Genomic DNA, 353 nt, shown 5'->3' with positions numbered 1-353 from the left:
TGAACCAGTTCCTCGAGCAGCCGACCAAGAGCCTGGTCTTCCTGCAATATGCGCCGAGCGTTCCGGAGTTCGTCGAACTCACGGGCAAGAAGTCGAACGGTGTCATCTACAATCTTCTGGGCGGTGCCCTGACGACGCCGAAGAACCCGCGCGCCGACGAGGTAGCGGCCAAATTCAAGGCCAAATACGGCGTCGAAAGCGGCACCTATGGTGTCGGCCTCTATGAAATGACCAATGTCTATTTCGACGCGGTCAAGAAGGTCGGCGGCGCATCCGACCATGCGGCGATCATGAAGGCGCTGTCGGAGACCGACAAGCAAGTCGCTGAAGGCCGGCTGAAATTTGATCCCGCC

The 353-nt window shown here is 58.9% G+C and carries 1 pseudogene; it reads left to right on the top strand.

The features are described from left to right. Window positions 1–353, top strand: a pseudogene (locus EN852_RS36790) (ABC transporter substrate-binding protein); the annotation flags it as partial.

The organism is Mesorhizobium sp. M2E.F.Ca.ET.209.01.1.1 (genome assembly GCF_004010375.2).
GTDB lineage: Bacteria > Pseudomonadota > Alphaproteobacteria > Rhizobiales > Rhizobiaceae > Mesorhizobium.
This window is presented reverse-complemented; position numbering and strand designations above follow the sequence as displayed.